This window comes from Pseudomonas sp. NPDC078416, assembly GCF_050268485.1.
Classification (GTDB): domain Bacteria; phylum Pseudomonadota; class Gammaproteobacteria; order Pseudomonadales; family Pseudomonadaceae; genus Aquipseudomonas.
In genome coordinates this window covers 1-17,700 of record NZ_JBNNGV010000044.1, presented here as the reverse complement: position 1 = coordinate 17,700, position 17,700 = coordinate 1, and the positions used below count along the sequence as shown (strand labels likewise).

At 61.6% G+C, this 17,700-nt stretch carries 17 protein-coding genes; 7 read left to right on the top strand and 10 right to left on the bottom strand.

Annotated features, from left to right (window positions below):
* Positions 1–8: 8 nt before the first annotated feature.
* The 5 genes from ACQKEN_RS23835 to exaC all read right to left on the bottom strand — a co-directional run bounded on the left by ACQKEN_RS23835 (position 9) and on the right by exaC (position 5,167).
* Positions 9–731: a S24 family peptidase gene (locus ACQKEN_RS23835; RefSeq protein ID WP_427689274.1), complete on the bottom strand. Its 723-nt coding sequence runs from the start codon at positions 729–731 to the stop codon at positions 9–11.
* 440 nt (positions 732–1,171) lie between these two features.
* Positions 1,172–1,699, bottom strand: a complete 528-nt coding sequence (ppa, locus tag ACQKEN_RS23830) for an inorganic diphosphatase (protein WP_062384817.1) — start codon at positions 1,697–1,699, stop codon at positions 1,172–1,174.
* A 107-nt stretch (positions 1,700–1,806) separates the two neighbouring features.
* Complete coding sequence (locus tag ACQKEN_RS23825; protein ID WP_427689273.1) at positions 1,807–2,625, bottom strand: zinc-dependent peptidase; 819 nt, start codon at positions 2,623–2,625, stop codon at positions 1,807–1,809.
* A 4-nt stretch (positions 2,626–2,629) separates the two neighbouring features.
* Complete coding sequence (locus ACQKEN_RS23820) at positions 2,630–3,277, bottom strand: DedA family protein (RefSeq protein ID WP_065988392.1); 648 nt, start codon at positions 3,275–3,277, stop codon at positions 2,630–2,632.
* Positions 3,278–3,646: 369 nt separating this feature from the next.
* Positions 3,647–5,167 carry an acetaldehyde dehydrogenase ExaC gene (gene exaC / locus ACQKEN_RS23815; RefSeq protein ID WP_427689272.1) on the bottom strand — a complete coding sequence of 507 codons (1,521 nt, stop codon included), beginning with the start codon at positions 5,165–5,167 and terminating at the stop codon, positions 3,647–3,649.
* A 313-nt stretch (positions 5,168–5,480) separates the two neighbouring features.
* Between exaC and ACQKEN_RS23810 the strand changes: the two genes are divergently transcribed.
* The 4 genes from ACQKEN_RS23810 (at position 5,481) to ACQKEN_RS23795 (ending at position 9,890) form a co-directional block, all read left to right on the top strand.
* Positions 5,481–7,391 (top strand): sigma-54-dependent Fis family transcriptional regulator, encoded by a 1,911-nt coding sequence (locus ACQKEN_RS23810; RefSeq protein ID WP_427689271.1) that lies wholly within the window; start codon positions 5,481–5,483, stop codon positions 7,389–7,391.
* A gap of 243 nt (positions 7,392–7,634) precedes the next feature.
* Entirely contained in the window at positions 7,635–8,984 is a 1,350-nt protein-coding gene (gene mpl / locus ACQKEN_RS23805; protein ID WP_427689270.1) for a UDP-N-acetylmuramate:L-alanyl-gamma-D-glutamyl-meso-diaminopimelate ligase, read from the top strand.
* A complete protein-coding gene (gene ubiX / locus ACQKEN_RS23800; RefSeq protein WP_065988388.1) occupies positions 8,981–9,610 on the top strand; it encodes a flavin prenyltransferase UbiX in 630 nt (209 codons plus the stop codon). Before mpl ends, ubiX begins: the two co-directional genes overlap by 4 nt.
* A complete protein-coding gene (locus ACQKEN_RS23795; protein ID WP_122536988.1) occupies positions 9,603–9,890 on the top strand; it encodes a YceK/YidQ family lipoprotein in 288 nt (95 codons plus the stop codon). The genes ubiX and ACQKEN_RS23795 overlap by 8 nt, the downstream gene beginning before the upstream one ends.
* Positions 9,891–10,021: 131 nt before the next feature.
* On the opposite strand, the gene ACQKEN_RS23790 is transcribed toward ACQKEN_RS23795, so the two are convergent.
* The 3 genes from ACQKEN_RS23790 to ACQKEN_RS23780 all read right to left on the bottom strand — a co-directional run bounded on the left by ACQKEN_RS23790 (position 10,022) and on the right by ACQKEN_RS23780 (position 13,224).
* Positions 10,022–10,663 (bottom strand): oxidoreductase, encoded by a 642-nt coding sequence (locus tag ACQKEN_RS23790; RefSeq protein ID WP_427689269.1) that lies wholly within the window; start codon positions 10,661–10,663, stop codon positions 10,022–10,024.
* A gap of 238 nt (positions 10,664–10,901) precedes the next feature.
* Positions 10,902–12,596: a C13 family peptidase gene (locus ACQKEN_RS23785; protein ID WP_427689268.1), complete on the bottom strand. Its 1,695-nt coding sequence runs from the start codon at positions 12,594–12,596 to the stop codon at positions 10,902–10,904.
* Between the two features lie 172 nt (positions 12,597–12,768).
* On the bottom strand, positions 12,769–13,224 hold the full coding sequence (locus ACQKEN_RS23780; RefSeq protein WP_427689267.1) for a MaoC family dehydratase: 456 nt from the start codon (positions 13,222–13,224) through the stop codon (positions 12,769–12,771).
* 286 nt (positions 13,225–13,510) lie between these two features.
* Between ACQKEN_RS23780 and ACQKEN_RS23775 the strand changes: the two genes are divergently transcribed.
* The 3 genes from ACQKEN_RS23775 to ACQKEN_RS23765 are packed head-to-tail and all read left to right on the top strand — an operon-like array spanning position 13,511 to position 15,202.
* The gene (locus tag ACQKEN_RS23775) at positions 13,511–13,873 is read left to right on the top strand and encodes a CidA/LrgA family protein (protein ID WP_133776055.1); all 363 of its coding nucleotides are present in this window, start codon (positions 13,511–13,513) and stop codon (positions 13,871–13,873) included.
* A 2-nt stretch (positions 13,874–13,875) separates the two neighbouring features.
* The gene (locus ACQKEN_RS23770) at positions 13,876–14,586 is read left to right on the top strand and encodes an LrgB family protein (RefSeq protein WP_427689290.1); all 711 of its coding nucleotides are present in this window, start codon (positions 13,876–13,878) and stop codon (positions 14,584–14,586) included.
* 10 nt (positions 14,587–14,596) lie between these two features.
* Positions 14,597–15,202: an LON peptidase substrate-binding domain-containing protein gene (locus tag ACQKEN_RS23765; protein WP_427689266.1), complete on the top strand. Its 606-nt coding sequence runs from the start codon at positions 14,597–14,599 to the stop codon at positions 15,200–15,202.
* Positions 15,203–15,267: 65 nt separating this feature from the next.
* On the opposite strand, the gene ACQKEN_RS23760 is transcribed toward ACQKEN_RS23765, so the two are convergent.
* Positions 15,268–16,584: a bifunctional DedA family/phosphatase PAP2 family protein gene (locus ACQKEN_RS23760; RefSeq protein ID WP_427689265.1), complete on the bottom strand. Its 1,317-nt coding sequence runs from the start codon at positions 16,582–16,584 to the stop codon at positions 15,268–15,270.
* A 4-nt stretch (positions 16,585–16,588) separates the two neighbouring features.
* Positions 16,589–17,272 (bottom strand): DNA-3-methyladenine glycosylase, encoded by a 684-nt coding sequence (locus tag ACQKEN_RS23755; RefSeq protein ID WP_427689264.1) that lies wholly within the window; start codon positions 17,270–17,272, stop codon positions 16,589–16,591.
* Positions 17,273–17,700: the final 428 nt, after the last annotated feature.

The window sequence follows — 17,700 nt, the reverse complement described above, 5'->3', positions numbered from 1 at the left end:
TGCGCACCTCACCGCAACGTTGCCGGATGGCGGCGGTTGTTGAGCGTCGACCACCAGAAGATCCAGCCCAGAACCTGAATGTGCTGCGCCTGCACCTGTTCGGCGCTGAAGATCTCGTCCGGGTACTCGGCGCAGTTGTGGCTGCGCAGACGCAAGCCGCCGCCCGGCAGGCGATACAGGTATTTCACCCGCAACATGCCGTCGTGTTCGAGGGCGTACATTTCGCCATCGATGACCTGCACCCGGCCGCGATCAATGCCGATCAGCGAACCGTCCTGGATCTTGTCCGCCATGCTGTTGCCGACCATCGCCACGCAGATCGCGTTGTGCAGCTCCACGTCCATGGTTTCGAGCACGCGTCGGGACAGGCGCACTTTGTGGTTGTGGATTTCGCCCACGGCCGTCCGGCCGGAGCTGTGGGTTTGCAATTCGGTGTAGACCGGCATTTCCAGTTCTTCGCGCACGTTTCGCTCGGGCCGGGGTGGTTGAGCCTCCGGCTTCTGGCCGCTGTCACGGTCCTGTCCGGGGTGCTTGGGCCCCTCGCCGCTGCGCAGCCAACGCGCATTGACGCTCAGCAGTTCAGCGACTTCTTCAATGCGCGCCATGGGGATGCCGCGCTTGAACCAGTTGTTCACGTGTTGCGGCGTCACTTTTCGGTTGGCGGCAAAGTCCGTTGCAGAGAGATGGCACTCTCGCAGAAGGCCGCGCAGTCGATCACCTGATGTATTCATGGGCCGAAGTTTACGGCGGGTTGAAGCTCGTTTAAATGAACGAAGTGTTCAAATGAGCACGCCGTCATGCTTGAACGTGAATGTAGGGATTACAACCTTCGGCTGTTTTTGTAGGCCTATTCATTCACTGTTTTCTTTTGCATCAACAATGTTGAAGCCGATGTGATTGATGGGCTTGAGCGATTAGCGGGCACAGGCGCCCGACTAAAGCCGATGTCGGGGAAGTTTGAATCAGACGGTGTTGTTCAAACAGGAAAATAAAACGGACCCATTAAACACACTGTGCGTGCAAGGCGAGTTTTAAACATGTGTGTAATGACGGAGGGCGAAAAAAAACGGGATTCACGGGGGAGGGGGGCACAAAAAACAGGGAGCGGGGGAAGTGGGTGTAAAAAGTGGCCCCGTCGAAGCGGTGAGCGCTTCGGCGGGGCACAACCGGATCAGCCCTTGTAGGCCGCGACCGATTTGGTGATCGCTTCGCGAGCGGCGTCAGCGCCAGCCCAGCCTTCGATCTTCACCCATTTGCCTTTTTCGAGGTCTTTGTAGTTCGCGAAGAAGTGCTCGATCTGCTGGATCAGCAGCGGTGGCAGATCGGTGTATTCCTTCACGTCCACGTACAGCTGGGACAGCTTGTCGTGCGGGACTGCGATGACTTTGGCATCGCCGCCGCCGTCGTCGGTCATGTTCAGCACGCCGACCGGACGGGCGCGAATCACGGAACCTGGAGCCACCGGATAAGGCGTCACCACCAGCACGTCGAGGGGGTCGCCGTCGTCAGCGAGTGTGTTGGGGATGAAACCGTAGTTGGCCGGGTAGAACATCGGGGTGGCCATGAAACGGTCAACGAAAAGGCAGTCGCTTTCTTTGTCGATTTCGTACTTGATCGGCGCGTGGTTGGCCGGGATCTCGATTGCGACGTAGATGTCATTCGGCAGGTCTTTACCGGCCGGAATCTTGCTGTAGCTCATTGGGCTTTGCCCCCTTGGTTGACCATTCAGAATCTGGCATGCAACGCCAAAAAGTGGCCCGGATTATAGGCACATTCCTGAAGCGTTGCCATGCGTGACGGCGGGCTTCAGGCGTCGTGTTGAGCCTGATAGACCGGGTTGTCGCGCTGAAGTGCCGTCAGCCGCGCCAACGGATCCTGCCGATAGAACGCTTTCAGTTGCCCGTAGACGGCGGGATAGGCCTCCACGAGCAAATCCGGGGCGCTGAAGAAGTATTCGCTGATGACCGCAAAGAACTCGGCGGGGTTTTCCGCAGCGTAGGGATCGATGGCGGTCTCGGCGTCCGGGTTGGCGTCGAGTTGCCGGTTGAGATCGTCGTACGCGCTCTGCATGGCGCTGGCCCAGTCACTGACGCGCATGTCCGGGTGCAGCGGTGGCAGCCCGTTCGCCTCGCCGTTGAGCATGTCCAGCTTGTGCGCCAGTTCGTGGATTACCAGGTTATAGGCTTCCCACCCGCCGCTGGTCAGCACACCGGGCCAGGCCAGAATCACCGGGCCCTGGGACCACGCCTCACCGCTGTGCTCGCCATCCCATTCGTGCTCGACGCCGCTGGCATCGCGGTGGCGTTGCGGGCTGATGAAATCTTCGCCGTAAAGGATGATTTCGTGAAAACCCTGATACCAGTTCAGATCGCCCAAGGCGAGCAACGGCAGCTGCGCCTGAGCGGCAAGAAACAGACGCGATTCGTCATCCAGCTCGACCCCTTCCAGTGCGGTCAGGTTTTTGGCCTGCAGAAACAGCACGCAACTGTCGAGCAGGTAACGGTCCTCATCGGCGCTCAGCCCGTCGAGGATCGGCAGGCGCTGGCGTACGCGCTCCCACACCTGCGGATCGACCGGGTGGCGGGCCAGCGTGCGCCGTTTGCGCCATTCCCGGAACGACCACATGGGATCAGCGCGCCTCGGCGGAGCGACCTGCGCGGCTGCGGATCAGGCCGATGATCATCGGCAGCAGCGAGATCAGAATGATCGCCAGCACCAGCAGCGTGAGGTTCTTCTTGATGAACGGGATATTGCCGAAGAAGAAGCCCAAGGTGACCAGCCCGCCAACCCACAGCACCGAGCCCAACACGCTGAACCCGAGAAAACGCAGGTAAGGCATGCGACCGAGACCGGCCACGAACGGCGCGAAGGTGCGGATGATTGGCAGGAAGCGCGCGAGGGTGACGGTCTTGCCGCCGTGGCGACCGTAGAATTCCTGGGTTTTGGTCAGGTAATCGCGACGGAATATTTTCGAATTCGGGTTGCTGAACAGCTTGTCGCCAGCTGTGCGGCCGATGATGTAGTTGGTGCTGTCACCGAGTATCGCTGCTGCCATCAACAGGCACGCCAACAGCACCGGGTCCATGCCGCCACCGGCCGCGACGGCGCCCGCGATGAAGAGCAGCGAGTCGCCCGGCAGGAACGGCATGACCACCAGGCCGGTTTCGCAAAAGATCACCAGGAACAGGATGGCGTAAACCCAGGTGCCGTATTGGGTCACAAGCAGGTCGAGGTAAACGTCGAGGTGAAGAATCAGATCAAGCGGATTGAAATCCATGTAGGCACCTGGTTTTGAGACCCGATCCGGGTCGTGCGGGGCGAAGAGGGGAAATGTGCGCGGCAGTATAAAGGCAAGTAATGCAATTATGGCGCTCGACATGCCGCCCCCTTTCAGTTCCGCAGGATTTGCGTCTGCTACGTGTCAGAGGCGGGTACGAACCGGTAGGAGCGTGGCTTGTCCCGCGATCGGCTGCGCAGCAGTCGTAAACCTGCCGCCGCGAGATTATGGATAGCCCGCATTGGCCGGATTGCTGCCGCTGCGCGCCAGATCGCGGGACAAGCCACGCTCCTACACGTTGGATTGCCGAAACCCTGCAACAAAAACGGCCTCCGAAGAGGCCGTTGCTTGTCGCCCGATTATGCTAAATCAAAAGAAGCCCAGCGGATTGATGTCGTAGCTCACCAGCAGGTTTTTCGTCTGCTGATAGTGCTCGAGCGCGACCTTGTGGGTTTCGCGGCCGACGCCGGATTTCTTGTAGCCGCCGAACGCCGCATGCGCCGGATACAGGTGATAGCAGTTGGTCCACACGCGACCGGCCTTGATCGCCCGGCCCACGCGATACGCGCGGTTGATGTCGCGGGTCCAGACGCCGGCACCCAGGCCGAACTCGGTGTCGTTGGCGATGGCCAAGGCTTCCGCTTCATCCTTGAAGGTGGTCACGCTCACCACCGGGCCGAAGATTTCTTCCTGGAACACGCGCATCTTGTTGTTGCCTTTCAGCAGCGTCGGCTGGATGTAGTAACCGGTCGCCAGCGAGCCTTCGAGCTTCTCGACCTTGCCGCCGGTCAGCAATTCGGCACCTTCCCCCTGAGCGATTTCGAGGTACGAAAGAATCTTGTCGAACTGCTGCTGCGACGCCTGCGCACCGACCATGGTGTCGGTGTCCAGCGGATCGCCACGCTGGATCTTCAGGACCTTCTTCATCACGACTTCCATGAACTGCGGGTAAATCGATTCCTGAACCAGGCAGCGGGACGGGCAGGTGCAGACTTCGCCCTGGTTGAAGAACGCCAGCACCACGCCTTCAGCGGCTTTGTCGATGAACTCCGGCTCGGCCTGCATGATGTCTTCGAAGAAGATGTTCGGCGACTTGCCGCCCAGTTCCACGGTGGACGGGATGATGCTGTCGGCCGCCAGTTTCATGATGTGCGAACCCACCGGCGTCGAACCGGTGAAAGCGATCTTGGCGATACGCTTGCTACTGGCCAGCGCTTCACCGGCCTCGCGGCCATAACCCTGCACCACGTTCAGCACGCCTTTTGGCAGCAGATCGCCGATCAGCTCCATCAGCACGGTGATGCCCAGCGGCGTTTGCTCGGCCGGTTTGAGCACGATGCAGTTACCGGCGGCGAGGGCGGGCGCGAGCTTCCAGGCGGCCATCAACAGCGGGAAGTTCCACGGGATGATCTGCCCGACCACGCCCAGCGGCTCGTGAATGTGATACGCCACGGTATTGCCGTCGATCTCGGCAGCGGAGCCTTCCTGTGCACGCAGCACACCGGCGAAGTAACGGAAGTGATCGACCGCCAGGGGGATGTCCGCGTTGAGGGTTTCGCGCACGGCTTTACCGTTGTCCCAGGTTTCGGTGACGGCCAGCAATTCCAGGTTCTGTTCAATACGGTCAGCGATTTTCAGCAGGGTCAGCGAGCGTTCCTGCACTGAGGTTTTTCCCCACGCATCGGCTGCGGCATGGGCGGCATCAAGGGCCTTGTCGATGTCTTCGGCGCTGGAGCGAGGGAATTCTGCGATCAGCTTGCCGGTGATCGGCGAGATGTTTTCGAAGTACTGGCCTTTGACCGGCGGCACGAATTCGCCGCCGATGTAGTTGCCGTACTGGGTCTTGAAGGAAACGATTGAGCCTTCAGTACCGGGGTGGGCATAACGCATGGTGAATATCTCCTTGCTCTTGTGATTGTCTGGGGATAACGCGTTGCGGCGCGTAGCTAGGTCGCATGGTTAGAGCGTAGAGCAAAGCGCGGGCCACTGCCGTGCGGTGCCCGTTTTATAGGGGTTTTGTCGATGAATCCTGTGGTGATGCCCGAGGGATGTATCAACGGCGGGGCGGCCAGGGTGACACTTTGTACCCTTTGCGTGACAGCTCGGCGGACCCCGCCTTTCGCAGCATTGCAATGAATCCGGGCGAAGAGGATGCTGAGTCGCAAATCCTCCGCAGAGCCCCGGCTCAGGATGAAGAATAAAAATGCACAGCAATCACCTGACGCGCCACGCCGAACAAGTGCTGACCGTTACCCAAGGCAAAACGCCCCATCAATACGGCCCCGGCGCCGACCCTTCCATCGCTCGCTCATGGCTGCGGTGCCTGGAGGATTATCACCTTGACCCCGCGCAGGCCATGGCGCCCACCGTGCTGGAACATGCGCGTGTGCTGGAGAGTCGCGAGCAGTTGCAGCAGGTCCTGACCATCGCCGGCGACGAGATGAACAGCCTGCATCGCCAGCTTGCGGGCGGCAGCGCGGTGCTGTTGACCGATGCCCGCGGGATCATCTTGAACTGCGTGACCGAGCCAGGCGATCGGCGGATTTTCGAGCGCGCCGGTCTGTGGCTGGGGGCTGACTGGAGTGAGGCGCGGGAGGGCACCAACGGCATCGGCACCTGCCTGGTCGAGCGTCAGTCGGTGACGATCCATCGCGACGAGCATTTTCGCGGCCGTCACACCGGGCTGACGTGTTCGGCGAGCCCGGTGTTCGATCCCCATGGCGATCTGCTTGCGGTGCTCGACGTTTCTTCGGCCCGCCACGATGTGTCCCGCCAGAGCCAGTTTCACACCATGGCGCTGGTGAACCTGTCGGCGAAAATGATCGAAAGCAGTTATTTCCTGCGTCATTTTGACGATCAATGGCTGCTGCGTTTTCACCTTCAGGCCGGCGCAGTCGGCTTGTTCAGTGAAGGGCTGTTTGCGTTCGACGGTGAGGGGCGCATCAGTGCGCTGAACCAGAGCGCGTTGAATCTGCTGGGCTTGAGCCGTGGCGATCTGGTGGGGCAAGGCGTGGAATCGTTGTTTGACTGCTCGCTGGATGAGCTGCTGAGCCGTGCTTCGCCGGATGCCGCTGCCAGCTGGCCGCTGCGCACCCGTGACGGGCGAGGATTCTTCGCCGTGCTGCGTGGGCAATCCCGTGCCGAGCTGAAGGGCCTTGCTACGGCGGTGGTCAGCAAGTTGGCTGTGCCGCTCTCTTCAAGTGATATCTGCCTGGGGGACGCGTCGCTGCACACTGATTTCCGTCGCGCGCTGAAGGTATTCGAGCGCGACGTGCCGTTGCTGATCAACGGCGAAACGGGCTCTGGCAAGGAGGCGTTCGCCAAGGCAGTGCATCAGGCGAGTCAGCGCTCCACCAAGCCATTCGTGGCGTTGAACTGCGCGGCCATTCCCGAAAGTCTGATCGAGAGCGAGCTGTTCGGCTATCGCGGCGGCAGCTTTACCGGCGCGCGTAAAGAAGGCATGCGCGGCAAGTTGCAGCAGGCCGATGGCGGCACGTTGTTTCTGGATGAGATCGGCGACATGCCGGTGGCGTTGCAGACCCGTTTGCTGCGCGTGCTGGAAGACCGGCTGGTGGTGCCGATTGGCGGCGAGCCGCAAGCGGTGGATGTACGACTGATCAGCGCCACCCACCGGAATCTGCTAGAGCGGGTGGAGGACGGCAGCTTTCGCGAGGATTTGTTTTATCGGCTTAACGGCCTGGAAATCGCCTTGCCGCCGTTGAGAGAACGGAGTGATAAGGCGCAGTTGCTGGAGTTTCTGCTGGAGCAGGAGGCGGATGGGCTTTCGATTGTGATCGAGGCGAAGGCCAGGCAGGTGCTGCTGGACTTCAACTGGCCCGGCAACGTGCGGCAGATGCGCAACGTGCTGCGTACCCTGACGGCGCTGTGTGATGAAGGGCAGATTTGTTTTGAGGACTTACCGGTGGCGATTCGGCAGGGGAGTGCGCAGACCAAGCCCGACGAGGCCCACTCGCCGTTGGACGATGCCGAACGCGCAGCGCTCATCGCTACTCTGGAAACCCAACGCTGGCACATGACCCACGCCGCCCGGGAGCTGGGGGTGAGCCGCAATACGTTGTACAGAAAGCTGCGCAAGCATGGGATTAATCGCTGAGGTTCTGGGTGGATGAAGCCGGTGTGGACGCTCGCAATTCTGCGGTGTGCATGCAATCCCCTGTAGGACCGGCTTCAGCCGGGAAGATGCCGGTGTGACCGCCGTCAATTCTGCAGTGTGCACTCGGTCTCTTAGTGGGACCGGCTTCAGCCGGGAAGAGGCCGGTGTGAACACCCTCAATTCCCCCGTGCGCATCCACTGCCTTGTACGCTAACCTGCGGCCCATGTTCTAAGAGGTCGGTCATGCACATTCATATTCTGGGTATCTGCGGCACGTTCATGGGCTCGCTGGCGGTGCTCGCCAAGGATCTGGGCCATAAAGTCACGGGCTCTGATGCCAACGTCTACCCGCCGATGAGCACACAGCTCGAAGCGCAGGGCATTGAGTTGATGCAGGGTTACGACCCTTCGCACCTTGAGCCGGCACCGGATCTGGTGGTGGTCGGCAACGCCATGTCGCGCGGCAATCCCGCGGTCGAATACGTCCTGAACAAGGGCCTGCCCTACGTTTCCGGGCCGCAGTGGCTGGCCGATCACGTCCTTCGCGGCCGCTGGGTGCTGGCCGTCGCTGGCACCCACGGCAAAACCACCACCAGCAGCATGCTCGCCTGGGTGCTGGAACACGCCGGCATGGCCCCGGGCTTCCTGATCGGCGGCGTGCCGCAGAACTTCGATGTCTCGGCGCGCCTGGGCGATACGCCGTTCTTCGTCGTCGAGGCGGATGAATATGACAGCGCCTTCTTCGACAAGCGCTCCAAGTTCGTCCATTACGGCCCGCGCACCGCCATTCTCAACAACCTGGAATTCGATCACGCCGACATCTTCCCGGATCTCCCAGCCATCGAACGGCAGTTCCACCACCTCGTGCGCACCATTCCGAGCGAAGGCCTGGTCATTCACCCGACCACCGAGCCCGCGCTTGAGCGCGTGATTCAAATGGGCTGCTGGACGCCGGTGCAAACCACAGGCGAGGGCGGCCAATGGCAGGCGAACCTGCTCAGCGAAGACGGTTCAACATTCGAAGTGCTGTTTGAAGGTGCGGTTCAGGGCGTCGTCGATTGGGGCATGACCGGCCAGCACAACGTCGCGAATGCCTTGGCCACCTTGGCCGCTGCCCGCCATGTGGGCGTCGTGCCGCAGCAAGGCGTCGAAGCGCTGAGTGCGTTCAAGAGCGTGAAGCGGCGCATGGAGAAGGTCGCCGAAGTGCGCGGCATCACCATTTATGACGACTTTGCTCACCACCCGACCGCCATCGCCACCACGCTGGACGGTCTGCGCAAGAAGGTCGGCGACGCGCCGATCATCGCCATCGTTGAGCCGCGTTCCAATTCCATGAAGCTTGGCGCCCACCGCGACGGTCTGCCGGAAAGCGTCGTCCAGGCCGATCAGGTGGTCTGGTATGCGCCGGCCAATCTGGGTTGGGATCTGGCGGCAACAGCGGCCCAGTGCACCATTCCATCGTGGGTGTGCGACAGCCTGGACGGCATTATTGAGCTGGTGAAAAACCAGGCCGAGCCCGGTACTCACGTGGTCATCATGAGCAACGGCGGCTTCGGCGGCCTGCACGGCAAACTCGCGGAGGCACTGCAATGAGCGGCCCGGAACGCATTACCCTGGCAATGACTGGCGCGTCCGGCGCGCAATACGGTCTGCGCCTGCTGGACTGCCTGGTGCGCGAAGACCGCGAAGTGCATTTCCTCATCTCCAAGGCCGCGCAGTTGGTCATGGCCACCGAAACCGACGTCAACCTGCCGCCCAAACCGCAGATGATGCAGGCCTTCCTCAACGAATACACCGGCGCGACCGCGGGCCAGATTCGGGTGTACGGCAAGGAAGACTGGATGTCGCCGGTGGCGTCCGGTTCCGGTTCGCCGAGTGCGATGGTCGTGGTGCCGTGTTCGACCGGGACCCTGTCGGCAATCGCCACGGGCGCCTGCAACAACCTGATCGAACGGGCCGCAGACGTGACGTTGAAGGAGCGTCGGCAGTTGATTCTGGTGCCCCGCGAGGCGCCGTTTTCCAGCATCCATCTGGAGAACATGCTCAAGCTGTCGAACATGGGCGCGGTGATTCTGCCGGCGTCGCCCGGCTTCTATCACCAGCCGCAGACGATCGATGATCTGGTGGATTTCGTCGTCGCACGGATCCTCAATCTGCTTAACATCCCGCAAGACATGCTGCCGCGCTGGGGCGAGCATCATTTTGGCGCCGATGAATAAGCTCGTCGTCATTGCGCTGGGCCTGTTGCTGACGACGGGCTGCTCGACCGTGCGCACCCTAGACGCCAATCAGCCCGGCGCGCCGGTTGTGTACGCCGGGACGCGACTGGACCTGTACGCCATCGAAGGCGGCTGCTGCGAGAAGGATCGCTTCGGCACCGAGGCGCCGAAATACCCGATGCTCGACCTGCCCGGCAGCGCGCTGCTCGACACGCTGCTGCTGCCGTTGTCGATTCTGACCGCCCTGGGTGTGGGATTTCAGGCTACGGGCGGGATGTAATGCGATCCCTGTAGGGGTGAGCTTGCTCGCGATTGCGCCATGATTGGCCCTGCCAGGGTAACTGTCAGAACGCAGTCGCAAGCAAGCTCACTCGTGCACAGTTTTTACCGGTCAGTTGGCTCAGCGCTCAGTCACTTCCCCAACCGTCGCAAATCATCCGATTCAACCACCCGCACGCCGTCCTGCTCTTCCAGCGCCAGGCGCCATAGCGCGCGGGCGAGGTTGCAGGCTTCGATGCCGCCGTATTTGCCGGGAATCAGCTTGGCAATCGGCCCGGCCAGTTGCTCCACCAGACGCTGATCCTGCCGCTCGCCAATCAACAGCGACGGCTGAACGATGGTCAGTTGCGGCCATCCCTGAAGCTTCAGCGCTTCTTCCATCTCGCCTTTGACGCGGCTGTAAAAGATGCTCGATTTCGGATCGGCATTCACTGCGCTGATCACCAGCAGATGACGCGCGCCCAGCTCGCGGGCACGTTTGCCGAACGCCACGACCATGTCCAGATCCACGGCCCGGAACGCTTCCTGGGAGCCGGCCTGTTTGATCGTGGTGCCCAGGCAGCAGAAAGCGATATCGACGGGGCCTTCCAGCGCAGGCAGCAGGTTTTGAAGATCGCCGACGGGGTTTTCCAGCCGTGGATGTTCAGCCAGAGGACGACGGCTGGGGGCGAGAACGCGGGTGACAGTGGGTTCGTTAAGCAGGCGGTCGAGCAAGTGCTCGCCAGTCAATCCGGTAGCTCCGGCAAGCAAAATGTGCTGAGGCGTCAAGTACATGATCTTTCTCCCTTGATACGCCACAAGCATAGGCGCTGTACCGGAACAGACTGCGAGCGAAGCGGGAGGGTTTCACAAAAACACATGAAATGTTCATGCACCCTGGTGATTAGGCCTGCCTCAATCCGTAGGAGCCGGCTTGCTGGCGAACCCGATCTGGCACTCACCCTCCCAGCGTCTGAAGGAATGCGTTCGCCAGCAAGCCGGCGTCCACAGGTTCCGCATCATCGGCGGCCACTCAGCGCCGCACCGTATTCAGCGCCCGCTCCGCCTGACTCTTGCGCAGCTGCCGCCAATGGTTGACCACGCCTTTCGGCGCCCACATCTGCGGCTCGGAGGCTTCGAAGCTCTCGTCCGTCTCACGCTGGGCGACGATGTCCTTTGCCTCATTGAACGCTTGCACCAGATCGTCGGTTTCCACCAGCGCCTTGCCGAACAGCGCTTCGCCGAAGTAGGTGAAATCGGCTTCTTCAGAACAGCCAAAGGACACGCGATCTTCACGGGATGCGGTAATCACCATCGTCCGCTCGTCCTTGATCGCCGGGATGAAACCGCCCGAATAGCACGCCGAAATCACCACCACCTTGTCGCGATTCTTCAGCGGCGCCAGCACGCCGGCCATCTCGTTGGCGGGCAGGTCGGACAGCTCCAGACGCGGCTGATCCAGCACCAGTTCGTGTTCATGGGTGCCGTGGCTGGTCAGGTAAATGAAGATCAAATCTTCCGGGCCGCTGCGCTTGGCCAGCGTCTGCACGGCGCGGCTGATGGTCTCGCGCGTGGCCAGTGGTCGATCGGCCATGTGATCGCGATGGTTGACCAGCGTGATCTGGCCAAACGCACCGAAGCGCGTCGCGAGCAGCTTGTTGACGTAATCGGCCTCGCGCAGAAAGACGCTCTGCTTGCCATCGCCACCCAAGACGAGGCTGTACAGCTCGATGGCCGGCGTGGAGGCGGGCACGGCGGCGAGCGCTTTCTCGACCAGGGCGCCCTGGGCGAGCAAGCCGATTTCCAGCGGATCCGGCAGCAGCTTGCCGGCCGCGTCGCGCACGCGCTGGCCGTTGGACCAGGTGCCGCTCTGGACTTCGCCGTCCGCCGTGGTCAGTACGCCGCTGCCATGATAGTTGTCGTTCTCGAACTGCCCGATGTACACGCTGCCGTCCGGAAGCTTCAGGCTGCCTCCGCCTGAGAAACGCCAGTTCTTGAAGTCACCCTGATAGCGCGTGCCGTCGGAGCCGATCAGCTCGCCCTTGCCGGTGAACGCGCCATCCTTGAACTGCCCCGACCAGACATCGCCATCGGCGTTTTCATAGCGACCGCGACCATTGAGCTGATTGTTGTGAAAGCCGCCGACGTATTGATCGCCATCGGCGCTGTTGAAATTGCCCGTGCCCTCAAGCTGGCCGTCGACAAACTTGCCGCTGAACTGGTTGCCCGCCGAATCGTTGCGCTGGCCCTCGCCGTTGGGTTTGCCGTGGGCGAACTGGCCCTGATACTCGCTGCCGTCGTCCAGTTCCAGATGCCCGGCGCCGTCATACAGATCGGCCTTGAACTCGCCGCGATAACTCATGCCGTGCTCTTTGAGCGTGCCTTCGCCGTCGCGCCGCCCCAGCTTGTAGCCGCCGACGTAGCTGCCGGCGCTGGTGGTCAGCGAGCCCTGGCCATGGAAAAGCCCGTCCTGAAAACCGCCCTTGTACACGTCGCCGTTGCTGGCGTGCCACTCGCCCTGGCCGTTCCACTGCCCGTTCTTGAATTCCCCGGCGTACCAGCTGCCATTGGGGTAATCGATCCGGCCCTTGCCTTGCAGCACGCCATTGATCACGTCGCCGCGATAGCGTCCGCCGTCGGGCAGGCGAGCGTCCGGGGGCAACAGCGATTCGCCGTCGCCGCAAGCGGTAAGAAGGAAGGTCAGGGCCAAAGGAGCAAACGCGCGCATGGTAAATCCCGAAAAAAAGATGTTTCGGCGTGATCTGATCGCGTACGTGTATCGAGTCGCTCACACAGCCGCAGCGAGTATGCCGCAGCGAGGAACGCTCATGAAACAGTCTGTTACGACTGTTTCATGTTTCGGGAGGGTTCGCGGAGGCTTTATGGAGGGACGGCGGGGGTTACACAAAGCACAGCGAAAGTGGTTCAGCAATGAACGCAGGCTTGTCCAGGCCTTCGATTTCAAGCGTTGCCGTGGCTTTGAGCAGCCATTGGCCGGGCTTTTTTTCGGTGACCTGCGCCAGCGTGACTTTTAGACGAACGCGCGAATTCACCTTCACCGGCTGAATGAATCGCACGCTGTCCAGGCCATAGTTGATCGCCATCTGCATGCCTTCGGGCACGACCATCAAGGACTCCATCAGCTTGGGCATCAGCGACAGCGACAGAAAGCCATGGGCGATGGTCGATCCGAACGGGGTTTGCGCTGCTTTGACCGGATCGACGTGGATAAACTGAAAGTCGCCGGTGGCTTCGGCAAACAGATTGATGCGCGCCTGATCGATGGTCAGCCAGTCGGAGCATCCCAGGTCCTTGCCTTCATAATGTTTGAGTTCTGCAACGGGTACGTGGGGCATCGCTACTCTCCTTGTGGGTGATTGTTTTCGCGCGGGATCTTCACGGGCAGGCCCCTGACACACCGCGCTCGCAGGTTCGCTGCCGCTTTGCGTCAGATCGCGAGCAAGCTCACTCCTACAGTTTGAACCGCAGTCGACGAGGTGGCGTCGGCGCTGTTATTGCTTGGCATTGAAGATCAGCACGCCCCACTGCGCGGGTCAACGTAGCCTCAACTGGCGAATACCACCCCATAGGCAGCGCGGGTGGCGTGTCTATAATGTCGCCGCGAATCTGCTGGAGTTTTTTATGTTGCTAAGAGGCCTGACCTGGCTCGTGCTGTTCCAATTGATCGGAACTGCGCTCAATCACCTGTTTCTGTCGATACTGCCCGGCCCGATCATCGGGCTCGTGCTGTTGATGATCTACCTGATGACCCGTGGCGAAGTCAGCCAACCCATCAGCCTGGCGGCCAGCAGCCTGCTGCGTTATTTGCCACTGCTGCTGGTGCCGCCCGCCGTGGGCGTGATGGTGTATGCCGACCAGATCGCCGAAGACTTCTGGGCGATTGTCGGCTCGCTGGTGATTTCTCTGATGGTCTCGCTGACCTTTGCTGGCTGGCTTATGCAGAAGCTCATCGACCGCCAGGCCAATCGCCGGGAGCCATCATGAGTCTGGACTGGCACGGCGCCTGGCTGTCGGTGATTCATCACCCCTTGTTCGGCATCGCCATCACGCTGGGCGCTTATCAACTGGTGCTGGCCGGCTACGAGAAGACGCGCTGGGTGTTTCTGCAACCGGTGCTCATTTCGATGCTGGTGGTGATTGGCGTGTTGGTGAGCTGCGGACTGTCCTACGTCGAATACCGCAAAAGCACTGAAATCCTCAGCATTCTGCTCGGCCCTGCAACCGTTGCGCTGGCGGTGCCGCTTTATCTGAATCTGCGGCGCATCCGGCAACTGTTCTGGCCGGTTTTGACTACGCTGGTGGTGGGCGGTGTGCTGGCCACCGGGCTGTGCGTGGGGCTGGGCTGGGTGCTCGGCGCGGACCACATGATCCTGATGACCATGGCGCCCAAGTCCGTGACCTCGCCGATCGCCATGCTGGTTGCCGAGCAGATTGGTGGCGTGGCGGCGCTGGCCGCCGTGTTTGTGTTGATAACCGGGGTGATCGGCGGCATATTCGGCCCCGGCCTGCTGACGCTGGCGCGGGTCACCAGCCCGGAAGCCCGAGGCATGGCGCTGGGGCTTACGGCCCACGCGGTGGGCACGTCGGCGGCCCTGCAGGAAAGTGAGGAATGCGGCGCCTTCGCGGCGTTGGCGATGAGTTTGATGGGTGTCGCCACGGCCTTGTTCCTGCCGTTGGCGGTGTCTCTGGTTGCTTGAGGATAGCTTTATGTCGTTGCCGTTGTTTACGCTGCCGCTGTTTCCACTGAACGCCGTGCTGTTCCCGGGGTGCGTGCTCGATCTGCAGCTATTCGAGGCGCGCTACCTCGACATGATTAGCCGCTGCATGAAACAGGGCGAAGGCTTTGGCGTGGTCTGCATCACTGAAGGCAGTGAGACGGGCGACGTGCCGGACGGTTTCTCGCTGATCGGCTGCGAAGCACGGGTCACCGATTTCCAGAAGCAGGACAACGGCCTGCTCGGCATTCGGGTGATGGGTGCCCGACGCTTTCGGGTGAAGGACTACAGCACCCAGCGCGACAACCTGCTGGTCGGCGAGGTCGAGTGGCTGGACGATCCCCAGGAGCAACCGCTGCAAGAGGAGGATGACGACCTGGTCGCGTTACTCGCCGCGCTGGCCGAACACCCGATGGTGGCTGCGCTGAACATGGGCCTCACCGCCAGCGGTCAGCACTCGCTGGCCAACCAATTGGCCTACCTGCTGCCGTTCGCGGAAGAAGACAAGATCGAGCTGCTGGAAATCGAAGACGCCGAAGAACGGCTCGATGCGATTCAGGACCTGCTGGACGAGATGCAGGGCGACATGCAGCCCTGATTGTCGATTTCGCTCGCCGTGGCGCGGCCCGGATCCTCAACCCGTCGGGCCGCCTCCAGGCCGCGTCAGTACTGATAGCGGATCAGACCGTGCGGGAACGAGTGCAGCCCGAACCCGCCGAACAGCGCCACCATCGCCGGCAGCACCAGCCACCACACTTTGATCGGCAGCGCTTCCAATGGCTTCTTGTTCTGCACGAACGCCAGGCTCGCGGCGCAGGTGAAAAACGCCAGCAGCATCCCGGCGGTGACATCCGTCGGCCAATGCACGCCCAGATACACCCGTGACATGGCGATCGCCAGCGCGGGAATCCCGCCCAGCAGCAGCCAGGTCAGTCGCAGCCGCACCGGCTGACCGCGGCCGGCCAGCACCGCCAGCGTCATGAACAGCGCAAACGATGCCGATGCATGCCCGCTCGGCATGCTGTAAGTCCCGAGGGCCTCGGTCAGTACGTCAGGTCGGGCGCGGGCGAAGGTGTATTTCATGCTCTGGTTGATCAACGCAGCGCCGAGGGTCGTACCCACAGCGAAGATCGCATGACGCCATTGTCGCGTGACGATCAGCAGAACAATCAACAAGGCAGCGGCGCAGAACTGCGTGCGAAAATCCCCCAGGCCCGTCACCATCACCACGAAACTCTCGGCTGCAGCGCTTCGGCTGGCCTGCACCACGGTCATGATGCCCTGATCGAAATCGGCCAGGTACGGCCAGCCCAGAAACACACTGCCCAGCAGCACGAAGCACGTCAGGGCGATGACTTTGGTGGCGTAGGGCTTTTGCCGCAGGCTGCTCTGGACGCTGATGCCCAGCAGGATCGCTAGCCCGGCGCCGACTACGGCAGCCTGGGGCCAGAAGTTTTCCGGCAGCGGCAGGCGGATGGCCGCACCGGTCGCCCAGCCCGGCAGGATGTAGGCCACCGACCAGCCGGCGGCGGCAATCAGGCTGACACCGGCAAAGCGCACGAACGGCATGTCGCACATCCCGGCCACCATCGGCAGCATCGGGCGCAGCGGGCCGATGAAGCGGCCGACCAACAGGCTGGCGATGCCGTAGCGCTGGAAGTAGGTCTCTGCGCCGCCGATCCACTCCGGATGATTCCGCAGCCCGGGCAATTGACGAATCCTTTGATGGAAGCGCCGGCCGAGGAAGTACGACACCAGATCGCCCAGGATGCCGCCGAGGAAACCCAGCAACAGCGCTTCGCTCAATGGGAGTATGCCGCTGCCAGCCAGTGCGGCGATCGCGAACAGCGCGACGGTGCCGGGGACGACAATGCCGGCGATGGCCAGGCACTCGATGAACGCGACGATGAAAATCGCCGCGCCGAGCCAGGAAGGGTTGGCGCTTAGCCAGGAAGTGATGCTGTCGAGCCACGCGCCCATGGGTTCAGTTTCCTTGCTCGATGAAAATATAGTCGCGGCCTTCGACTTGCCCGCGTCTGAGAGGGTTCCGTGTGCAGAAGCGGGCATAGGTGGCATCAACAAACCGGTACATCAGGTGCTCGTCGCGGCCGGCGGGAATGCCCAGACGCGTCGTTTGAATAATTCGCGGCGGTCGCTGGCCCACGTCCTCGACGAAGAGTTGCTCTTCATCGAAGCGCCTGGCGTCCCACATCGGCACTTTCAGCCCCAGCGCCTTGCACAGCAAGGTCTGCCCGGCACACAGCCGCTCTGGCGTGCGCACGTTTCCGCTGGCGTCGGGATTGTTGAGCAGCATGCGGGCGAGGGCGTTCTCATCGGACACGCCGTCGACCCAGGGGTAAGCCGATTTGATCAACACGGCATTGCCCGGACCCTCCGCACTGAAGTTAAGCGAATCACCGCCACGGGCGTAATACATATAAATGTGCCCGCCTTCCAGAAACAAAGCCTTACGTTTTTCCGTATAACCGAGGGACGCATGACTGCCTTTCTCGGCCACGTAATACGCCTCCGTCTCAATAATCCGCGCCGACAGCCACAACCCGTCGACCTTGTGACGGATGACCTTGCCGAGCAAATCCCGGGCGAGGGTTTGAGCATCGCGATGAAAGAAACTGTCCGGCAGGGCGCGTGGCGATTGGGCGGGCATAAACAAAGGCAGTCAGAGAACGGACCGCGATCATATCAACATCGGCCTTAATTGAAGCTGAATGGGTGAGAGCGGCCGCGAAACCGGGGACAGATTAATTTACGGTGAAGCGTTGTAAATAAATCAGTCCCCTACCAACGGGGAGCAGATCAAAACTCTCATTGCCCACACGTGCGCCTTCCCGGCTAAAGCCGGTCCCACTAAAAAGCAACGCGTCCCGCCAGTGAGACCGGCGGCGCTCCCCGTAGGACCGGCTTCAGCCGGGAAGCTTTTGATCTGCTTTTGATCTGCTTTTGATCTTCATACGCAAAAGGCTCAAACACCGCCAAACGTGACTTGGGTGCAGGCTGAACGCAGGTCTCGCGCAGTGGGCCGAGCCGCATGGATGCGGCGAGAGCGCCGTCAGGACATGGATGTCCGTTCGGCGC